Raw genomic sequence first — 9,666 nt, 5'->3', positions numbered from 1 at the left:
TATTACTCTTTTATGCGGTCGTTCGGACGCTCCAGCTTCGTAAAATTCGCATGCCTGGCTAGATTGATTTTGCACACTTCTTGACAAACCACCGCCACTGATTTGGTATGCTGTGGGCCTCGACGTTCTCGCCACGTAACGGCGAACGCGCAGTTCACCCCATGAACTGCGCGTTTTTTGTCATATCGCGCGTGCTGCGCATCGGGCTGTATAATCATTGAAGGGTCGCTGCAGACGATGCTCTTCCCCTTGCCGAACCACACGCGATGGCATATCATCAGGTGTTATTGAGGGATGCTGAACGCCGGAGGTGATGTATGCAGCAAGACATTATTGCGCAAACCTTGCATGTAATTCAGGAAGACCGTCCCAAGTCCACCGTTGTGATGTTGGTTGGTCAGCTCATTGACGATATGGGGGAGGCGCAGTTGGCCGAGCGCCTTGATGCCGTTATTCCGCAGACGTGGCCATGGAAGGTCGTGGCGGAGTTGTATGAAATCCTCAGCTGGTGGACGAGCGATGAAGGGGCAGCCTTATTGCGAACGACCGAGGAATGGTTGCGGGAAGGCACGAACCTGCGCCGCATCCAGATTGCGCTTTTCCTCAGTACGTATCCCTTTCGTGATAGCGACGAAATGTTTGCGGTACTGAGCGGCATTGCCCAGCGCTTCCCTGCGGCGGCCAAGCAACGCGCAAAAACGCCGGAGGAACCAGCAACACCACGAAAAAGCGCGCGGACATTCAGCCAAGCCACGGTGAATCGACACTTGGCCACGTTTTGCGCAGGCGATCCGTGGTATGCGAGCGTATGATTGATTCTGCGAGGAATCAATGTGAGAATTGTTTCAGCCGTCACAGCGTGCCCATGCCGTGCCGACGATGGACGCGCCGCCGAGCAATCCCCTAGTCCAAGCCGATGGAGCGGATTGCGGTCGTGCGTAGATCTATCAGGCTATGCTTGGTCAGCTTCAGGCGATAGTGGCTAATCGGGCGGAATAATGATGGTGTGGGATGGGCAGGTTGGAGAGGGTGAAATTATGGGGTTAGGATAGGCGATCGATCCATAGCATAATTGATTGTGTCAGTTCGGGGTGTTGAGCGCAGTAACCCAGCTCGCCACGAACGAGTGCAGCGAACGGGCGATCTGAATGATGACTGACGAGGGTGCGATTCGATTAATGCTCACCCATGCAGGTGATTTTTCAGCTCTGCATTCTACAAATCGTGATGAACAGTATCTATTAATAACAAACCCTCAGTTTAAGCGCCGTGTGAGGAGTTCCCCATGAAATTGCCAGCCCTCATTGCCGTTTTGGTCGATGCCAGTCTTGTCAAATGCCCTGCGTATGATCGCGAAAACGTGACAACAGCGCTCGAATCGGTCTTTGCTGGTCATCCCACGTTGCTCGGTGGCAATTCCATCTCGATGTTGCTGGGCCAGAACAATGATTTTACCAATGCCACGATCATGATAGGCGATGTCCATGCAGATCACACGATACACGGTGCAACTCCCGCAACCGATTGACCCACTGCCCGCTGCGCTTGCCGCCCTGGCCTCGATTCCGCTGAAGGATGTTCCCACGCCTCGTTTCGATCTCCCCCAAGCCTCACGCCTGCCCTTTGAATCGAGTTTGGGCGCGAGGATGAATTGAAACGACTTGCCCAGGCGACTGGCACGGCCCAGCCAGCGGTCGTGATGCCAGATCTTCGCCTTTTTCTGGTACGTATCCAACACTGACATACGTCGTGTGACACGACGCGAATTGATGCGCTAGATTCAGCAGGCAGAAAACATAGTAAAAGTTGACATCACCACTATACTTGAAAACAATAAACTAAATGTGCTAGCTGCTTTTGAGTGATGGCTATCCTATCCCAAACTATAGAGTCATCGTATCTTCTAGCTGGCGTGCGAGGATTGAGATCAAAATGCGTAAAATTATTATTGCTTCGATACTCATGCTTATGCCTGGTTAGTAGATATATTGATTATTTAGCACAGAAGGGGGTTAACATATGGATTCAATCTTACCTCCAGCATGTATCGCTTTCCAAGGCGGTGGCGCTCTTGGGATGGCGCATCTAGGCGCTTGGCAAGTATTAGAGAAGCATTTTCGCTTTGTAGCAGTAGCTGGGACATCGGCAGGGTCGATTGTTGGTACTTTATGTGCGGCTGGGTATGGCTCGCTCCATGCTATCGATATATTTAGTAATCTTAATTGGCCCGAGTTTGTTCGGTCACAAAAATGGCTTGATTTGTTTCGTGCACGTGATGGATGGAGTGATGGTGACAAATTCTATCATTGGTTAAAAGAGCGCATAGCATTACGGTTTATGAATCGCTATCCAGACATCAACTTCAAACAATTATATGAAGAAACTGGGATTTACCTAGCTATAACAGCATGTAATTTAAATAACTCGAATGCGGAACCGGTTATCTTTGATGTTCATCGCGAACCCGAAACAAGTGTGGCCTTTGCTGTACGAGCATCGATATCGATCCCTGGGTTATTTGTTGCGGTACCACGTCGCGATAGAGGGCAAGTTCTAGTCGACGGTGGAATTGTGTTGAACCTGCCTATAGAATTAATTGAAGATATTTCAGCTGAACATCAATATCCTATAATAGGAGTACGATTCGATAAAGGGATAACATATTTAGATAAACCCAATGTTAAAGAAGTATTATCCAGATCATTATCTGCCGCAACGATGCATGGCAACATTTCTCCATCGCATATTACTAGCAACCCGAAATATATTGATGTTGCTATTGATGTCAAAGAGTTTGACTCTTTGAATTTCAATTTAAAAGAAAACGAAAAACATGATCTTATCCAAAGAGGCAGGAATGCCGCCGAAATAGCAATCCTACACTATCAGTCTCGTATAAATATTCCAAATATCGATAAAATTAACCAATCTAATCCGATAAATACCATCGTCAGCCAAAAAAATCCATCTACGATTGATCGAAAACCTCTCGAAATAGCATCTTTGCGAAAGTATATTATAGATTCATTAAGCGAACAAGATCTTAGGGAATTAATATCAGATCACTTTCCTGATATTAAGGCTGATCTTGGTTATAAATATAGTTTTAGAGATGCAGTTTCCACATTAATTGATTATTCCTATCGACAAGAACAGATTAAACGTTTAGTTAAGCTAGTTGGGCACATTAATCCAAATCAATATAATAAACTTATACTAAATTACTATATTGATAACTAAGAGGAGGTTTATAATGTCCATGCCAGATAAACAAAGTATTCGTGATATATTAATAAATAGATTCGACAGATTCGAAATTAAAGATCTCTGTGATAAGCTAGGTAATATTTCTTATAATCAACTATCTAGTAGTATTCGAGATCAAGTCTATGAAATTATAGAGTATTATGAAAAAAGAATGAATATAGAATACTTATGGCAAACTATGCTATCTATGCGCCCAGATATCTCTAGTAATAATAGAGCTATAGCGATATCGACTATAAGATCTCATTTTTTAAATAAAACAGCCGATTTAAATAAACTAGATTTTTATGGGTATGTACCAAGAATTAGATTAACCACCACTTTAGATAAAATTTTTGTTGAGCCGACGTTGGCAAGTCCCATTCCACTAGAACCCATCGTGGCTGGAATTAATCGAATAGAGTTGTTAGCGCAGAGTAAGGCTATCTCTTGGAAAGAGTTATTCGATCATGGTGATCGAATTATTATACTAGGTATGTTAGGTAGTGGGAAGTCTTCTCTGCTAAAACATATGTTCATTAAATATAGTAATATAATCTTATCTGACCTAGATACGATAGGGAATTATGAAAATATTCCAATTTATCTACCTCTAAATGAATTAAATATTTCAGATCCTCCAATACGACCACTTAATATTGAAATACTAACTGAATTTATCAAGGGGTTTGTTGAACCAATACAAGCCTGGTCTCAATTTGAAACAATGACTACATCTGTTATTTTGCTATGTGACGGACTGCATGAAATCCCAGAAGATCGGCAGCGCACAACTATATTACTGTTAGAAGAATTTATTTCAAAATATCCTTTAACCAAAACTATAATAACAATACGTGATGATAATCCATCATTTGATCTATTTAATCCTGAGATGAATTATCATATATCATCTATAGATAAAATATCTCGTGGTAATCAAGGTGAATTAATAAGGAAACTCTTTAATATAATTAAAATCGGTACTCCATCTAATCAAATTTCTCTTATAGATATTGCAAATATTATCACATCAAGATCTCTCAATGATACGATTACTACTCCTTTATCTGTAATAATTAGTGTGCTAAATTATTTAATAAAACCAGTCTCTATGCCAGTTGCTGAAACATTAATTCGAGAAAAAATACTGTATCTAACATTGGGAGATTGGGACAATCTAAAGAGTGATAATTTTATAGAAGTTGAGCATTCAAGTGATGATATAAATCACCCTATGAGTATGAGTAGTTATTTGGCATACGATATATTTGATAAAAGTGAAGAAGCAGACCTTCTCCATTCAGAGATTTTTATCGATGTGGGAGCTAAACGGTTAATAGAAGAAGATATCGCCCGTTCTAATAAACGAGCAAGACAATCGGTAGTCCAAATATTATCAAAAATATGTAAGAACACAAATATACTGAACTGCATAGGTTTATCTACGCCCCCCAAATATCAGTTCAAAAGAAAAAATGATATCCTAGTGTTAAGCGCAATTTACCTTCATCAACTACCATTTGAAGCCCGAGAGCAAATACTGAGTAAACGATCTGGATTAACCAAGTGGGAAAATGTCTTATTATATATTTTTGATTTGCTTTTACTAAGATCACAAGCGGATGCTAATCAATTTGTTGAATATCTAATTCGTGATCGCAATCTCCATCCAAATGATTTTGGTTACCAGTTATATCTTGCTGCCACATGTTTGTCCCGAACAAAAGCTACTGATTTTAAAATCCTTGAAACTGTCTATGCCGAGATAGCAGAAGTTTTATCTGATAAAAATCAAGCTATTGATGTTTTATTAAGAATAAAGTTGGGAGAAGCTCTCGGACAAATCAATGACCCTCGCATTGGTAAAACAACGACCATTCATGAGGGTGAATTCATTATGGGTTTTGATCAATTTGCTAATGACAGTCCTGTTCGAAGGATTAGACTGCAAGCGTATGATATAGATGTATATCCCGTTACTAATGCTCAATATAAAGCCTTCATCGAAGCTGAAGGCTACCAGAGTAAAGAATTATGGGATATTGACGGATGGGCTTGGGTCATAGAAACTGGTCGTCGCTGCCCTCGCTACTGGACTGATTCTCGATTTAACAAACCGAACTATCCAGTCGTAGGAGTGAGTTGGTTTGAGGCAGATGCCTATGCCCGCTGGGCTGGACGTCGACTTCCCACAGAAGCAGAGTGGGAGAAAGCTGCGCGAGGAACGACAGGCTATTATTGGCCTTGGGGAAATGCTTTTTCGCCCTATAATGTGAATTCATCTGATAGCGCAGTTTATATAAATGGAACGACTCCTATAGGCATCTATCCAGCAGGTCAAAGCCCATTTAACGTATATGATATGGCGGGTAATGTTTCTGAATGGACAAGTGATTGGTATCAACCCTATGATCCTGCACATAGTAGTGCTGATACTCACTACGGCCACTACTTTAAAGTCCGTCGAGGCGGAGGATGGGGCTGGGATCAGGACTTTGTACGGTGTACATGTAGGAATGCTAGCCCAAGAACCGCAGATTATGCTGTTATTGGCTTCCGCTGTGTAAAATGAAATATCAAAAGAAATAATGCTCTAAAGCTCAATACATATACTATATTGATTTATAAAATATCTAATAGGAGCAATTAATGAATAATACTTCGGAATGGAAGAAAGGTATCATACTTTGGTTTAATCTAGGCAAAGGTATGGGGGTTATTAGATCGGATATCTTCGATGAAGATGATATCCGCTTCGACGTTTCAGATATAGACGATGACATAGAAATACTTACTTCTGGTCTACCAGTTGAATATATAGCTGAACAAAGTCTTATAGGTATGTGTGCGGTAGAAATAAGGATAATAAAGTCAGATTCACAGGAAGTATTATGAAAAATACAAATATTAGCTTAATTCAATTGTATGGCAATCTTCAACCACCAGATGCCGAACCATTATCAATAGAAATCCTATCAGCAGCAGCATTGCAAAGTTTTCCTAGTTTAAACATAAATATGCAAACTTTAAGTATAAAAGATAGTTCAGAATACAAAGAAAATATTATTGAAATAATGCTCACTCAGAATCCTATTTTAATCGGCTTATCTATTCCGCAATCTACTTTTGATCTTGCGATCGATTTATTACGAAATATATACCAAAATCTACCTGATGCAAACATTATTTTAGGGCATGCATTGCCCACACATTCCCCAGAAATGTTTCTTCAAATGTTTCCTAGACTTATTATCGTAAGAGGCTGGGGAGAGGATTCTTTTGTACAGTTAATTGATTATTTTTTAAATAAATCTTTATCTTTGGAGCAAATACCAAGTTTATGTTTTTTAAAAGATCATGAGTTGCATTTTACACCTATTATATGGCCAGATAAAATAATCAACCCACTTCGATGGAATAGTCATTTATATTTTCCTAGAGTAGAAGCAAGTCGCGGCTGTCAGCACGATATATGTACTTTTTGTACTCGTCAGCCCAGAGATAAGAAACGAGATCATGCTTGGTCTCGTAGACCTATAGAGCAGATTATAGAAGATATTCTGATTCTTAAATCCAAAGGTAAAACCTCTTTTACTTTTACTGATGAAGATTTTATTGGAAATGATTTAGGAAGTGCGCAAGATTTAGCTGAATCACTATCAAACATTCGTGATATCCAATTCTCTTTATCTGTTCGCGCTGATAATATTCTTAACCCACAAGGAACGTTTGCAGAGAATGAACAGAGACGTCAATTATTTGAACTTCTGCGTAAATCTGGTTTGTATTTAGTATTTATTGGAATTGAATCTTTATCAAATTCACAATTAAAACGCTATGCCAAAGGAGTAAATGCGGATGATTGTATAAAATCAGTACAAGTCATACAAAATCTTGGTATTGGCTTTGAGATGGGCTATATCCTATTTGATCCACTCATGAATCCTAGTGAGTTGATTGAGAATCTCGATAGACTTGATGAATCTGGGCTCTGGGCAAATGTTGGTTCCCTTTTCCATCAACTTCGCCCACAAAAAGGATCGAATTATCTTCGTTTGTTAATAAGATCAGAAATGGTTAAGAATTATAATCCTAATTCTATGTTATATAACTACGAGTATTCTGATCACTTAATCAGTGAGATAGCACAACTTTGTAGTGAATGGTACAAAGATATAGAAAATATCTATAGATTAGCAAGGAATATGGAAAGAGTTGGATCGTTCAATGGAGTTTATGTTTATTTTATATTTGGAATAAGAGCATTGGGATTTCGTTTATTACGAACCCTAGCCAGAAATCGTATCACTTATTGTCAATCGATTGGTATCCAGTCTCTCGCATCTTTTTCCGAACAGCGATTGGGGTTAGTAAAAGGCCTCTATCATTCTCTGCTCTCGAAAAGCTCATTAACCGAAACCGAAAGTGCCTTGAAAAAATTATGCTCGAATTTTATTCTGCGTGAATTGGGTTCCATCTGACAATCGTTGTTTGATCGTTCTCTGGTGTATCAGCATCATGGAGACCACAAAAAAGTCGGGGTCATGCACCTCAGGCGTTGGCAGTTCCTGCTGTGGACGCATCGGCGAGATATTTGTAGAGCGTCGGCTTTGAAGCCCTCTGCGGGTCTTTTCGTAACCATTTTTGATTCCCAATCGCGTTTTTCGTTATATCAAGTAGCTATGGGCCAAGAATGGTGATGATCGATTCCATCATCTTCTATAGCGTCCTGTTTTTACTCCAAGCCATGATAACGGAGCGGCGGTTTGGAACCTTGTTTTGGTTTTTTAGTAGCCTTTGTGTAGGCTTCATTGGACACCTCATTACCTATCCACTCTTTAATCGTGGACTGGATGGTATACCCTATCCTGATGTCAGATTCCTGCCAATCCAGCGTCAGAATAGGGTTATTTTTGTCATTTATTGACAATTCTTCGTAATGGTCTTAGACTCTATCCTGACAGATTGCTACTCAAGGAGCAGCGGATGGCAGGACAACGGGTTGGCTATATTCGGATCAGCACCAGCGATCAGCATCCCGATCGGCAGCTCGACGGCCAGACCCTTGATCGGGTCTTTACCGAGCATGCGTCTGGGAAGGATCGCAATCGCCCGCAGTTAGTGGCGTTGTTCGCCTTTGTGCGATCCGGTGATACCGTCGTCGTCCATAGTATGGATCGCCTGGCTCGGAACCTTGATGATCTGCGCCAGGTCGTGCAGACGCTGACGCAACGCGGGGTGGCACTTCACTTTGTGACGGAGCACTTGACCTTTACGGGCAATGATTCCCCCATGGCGACGCTGATTCTCTCGATGCTTGGCGCGGTCGCCGAATTTGAGCGGGCCTTGATCCGTGAACGCCAGCGCGAAGGCATCGCCATGGCCAAGCAGCGTGGGGTTTACAAAGGTCGCAAGAAAGCCCTCACCCCTGCAGTGATTGCCCAGGTTGTCACGCGTGCTGCCGCTGGGGAATCCAAAACGGTCTTAGCCCGTGAAGTCGGCATTAGCCGCGAAACCCTCTATCAGTATTTGCGCCAGCATCGGGCAACCGAACCAATTCCTGAATAACCGGAGGATGTGATGAGCCTTGTTGCAATTCTTGAACAAGTCCAAACCTTAAGCGTCCAAGAACGCAAAGAACTCATGAAATTCTTAGTCGATTCGTTCGATGTGCCTCCACAACAACCGCTGCTCCGGCTGGCAGATATGGCCGGCTTTGCCGCTGCCCTTGCCACGGGTGAGGATGCGCAAACGTATGTGGATGGATTACGGGATGCCTGGGAGCGACCTCTATGAGTGTATTGGCAACCCTTACATCGATTCGGCGCTTGTATTTCGATACGGCTCCCCTGATTTACTATACGGAAGGGCATCCCGAGTACCTGCCGACGCTGCGCGTCATTATGGAGCAGATTGCCCCCGATCGAATCCATGGGATTACCTCGGTCTTAACGCTTACCGAAACCCTGATGAAGCCGCTTCAACACCAGCAAAGCGCCCTTGTTCAGCAGTATCGCACGCTGTTTTATCAGACGGCGGCGCTGACAACAGTGCCAATTACGGCTCCCATTGCCGAGTTGGCGGCCACCCTGCGCGCGCAGTATCGATTGCGGACTCCCGACGCATTGCAGGTAGCAACCGCGATCGATGCGGGCTGTGATGCCTTTTTAACCAACGATTTTGCGTTGCAGCGCATTACGGAGATTGCGGTGCTGGTGGTTGCTGACTTGGCGAATCATGCACCCTAAATAGGTATCATATCCATGTGGCGAAAAACGACCCCTCATGAACCTATTTGCGTATTCTGAACAGCGAATGAATGCGCACGGCCCGCTACGCCTCGTTATCGGCGCGCGACGTTGGGTCAACGACTGTTATGATTCGCTGGCATTCGTCCCCTGTTCTTTCGTACCATAC

At 42.6% G+C, this 9,666-nt stretch carries 9 protein-coding genes; all 9 read left to right on the top strand.

What is annotated here, in order from left to right; all coding sequences use genetic code 11:
- The first annotated feature begins 317 nt into the window (after nucleotides 1–317).
- The 9 genes from JOD20_RS24975 (at nucleotide 318) to JOD20_RS24935 (ending at nucleotide 9,497) form a co-directional block, all read left to right on the top strand.
- Nucleotides 318–812 (top strand): hypothetical protein, encoded by a 495-nt coding sequence (locus tag JOD20_RS24975; RefSeq protein ID WP_204757890.1) that lies wholly within the window; start codon nucleotides 318–320, stop codon nucleotides 810–812.
- A 473-nt stretch (nucleotides 813–1,285) separates the two neighbouring features.
- A complete protein-coding gene (locus tag JOD20_RS26620) occupies nucleotides 1,286–1,528 on the top strand; it encodes a hypothetical protein (protein ID WP_239584071.1) in 243 nt (80 codons plus the stop codon).
- 491 nt (nucleotides 1,529–2,019) lie between these two features.
- Nucleotides 2,020–3,240, top strand: a complete 1,221-nt coding sequence (locus JOD20_RS24965; protein WP_204757889.1) for a patatin-like phospholipase family protein — start codon at nucleotides 2,020–2,022, stop codon at nucleotides 3,238–3,240.
- A 13-nt stretch (nucleotides 3,241–3,253) separates the two neighbouring features.
- Nucleotides 3,254–5,821 carry an SUMF1/EgtB/PvdO family nonheme iron enzyme gene (locus JOD20_RS24960; RefSeq protein ID WP_204757888.1) on the top strand — a complete coding sequence of 856 codons (2,568 nt, stop codon included), beginning with the start codon at nucleotides 3,254–3,256 and terminating at the stop codon, nucleotides 5,819–5,821.
- A gap of 77 nt (nucleotides 5,822–5,898) precedes the next feature.
- Nucleotides 5,899–6,144, top strand: a complete 246-nt coding sequence (locus JOD20_RS24955) for a S1 domain-containing protein (RefSeq protein WP_204757887.1) — start codon at nucleotides 5,899–5,901, stop codon at nucleotides 6,142–6,144.
- The gene (locus JOD20_RS24950; RefSeq protein WP_204757886.1) at nucleotides 6,141–7,730 is read left to right on the top strand and encodes a B12-binding domain-containing radical SAM protein; all 1,590 of its coding nucleotides are present in this window, start codon (nucleotides 6,141–6,143) and stop codon (nucleotides 7,728–7,730) included. Before JOD20_RS24955 ends, JOD20_RS24950 begins: the two co-directional genes overlap by 4 nt.
- Nucleotides 7,731–8,235: 505 nt before the next feature.
- A complete protein-coding gene (locus JOD20_RS24945; RefSeq protein ID WP_204757885.1) occupies nucleotides 8,236–8,817 on the top strand; it encodes a recombinase family protein in 582 nt (193 codons plus the stop codon).
- 12 nt (nucleotides 8,818–8,829) lie between these two features.
- Nucleotides 8,830–9,045: a hypothetical protein gene (locus JOD20_RS24940; RefSeq protein ID WP_204757884.1), complete on the top strand. Its 216-nt coding sequence runs from the start codon at nucleotides 8,830–8,832 to the stop codon at nucleotides 9,043–9,045.
- Nucleotides 9,042–9,497, top strand: a complete 456-nt coding sequence (locus tag JOD20_RS24935; RefSeq protein WP_204757883.1) for a type II toxin-antitoxin system VapC family toxin — start codon at nucleotides 9,042–9,044, stop codon at nucleotides 9,495–9,497. Before JOD20_RS24940 ends, JOD20_RS24935 begins: the two co-directional genes overlap by 4 nt.
- The last annotated feature ends 169 nt before the right edge of the window (nucleotides 9,498–9,666 follow it).

The sequence above is a fragment of the Herpetosiphon giganteus genome (assembly GCF_016907925.1).
GTDB lineage: Bacteria > Chloroflexota > Chloroflexia > Chloroflexales > Herpetosiphonaceae > Herpetosiphon > Herpetosiphon giganteus.
Note: the sequence above shows the minus strand (reverse complement) of the source record. Positions and strands in the feature narration are given on the sequence as shown.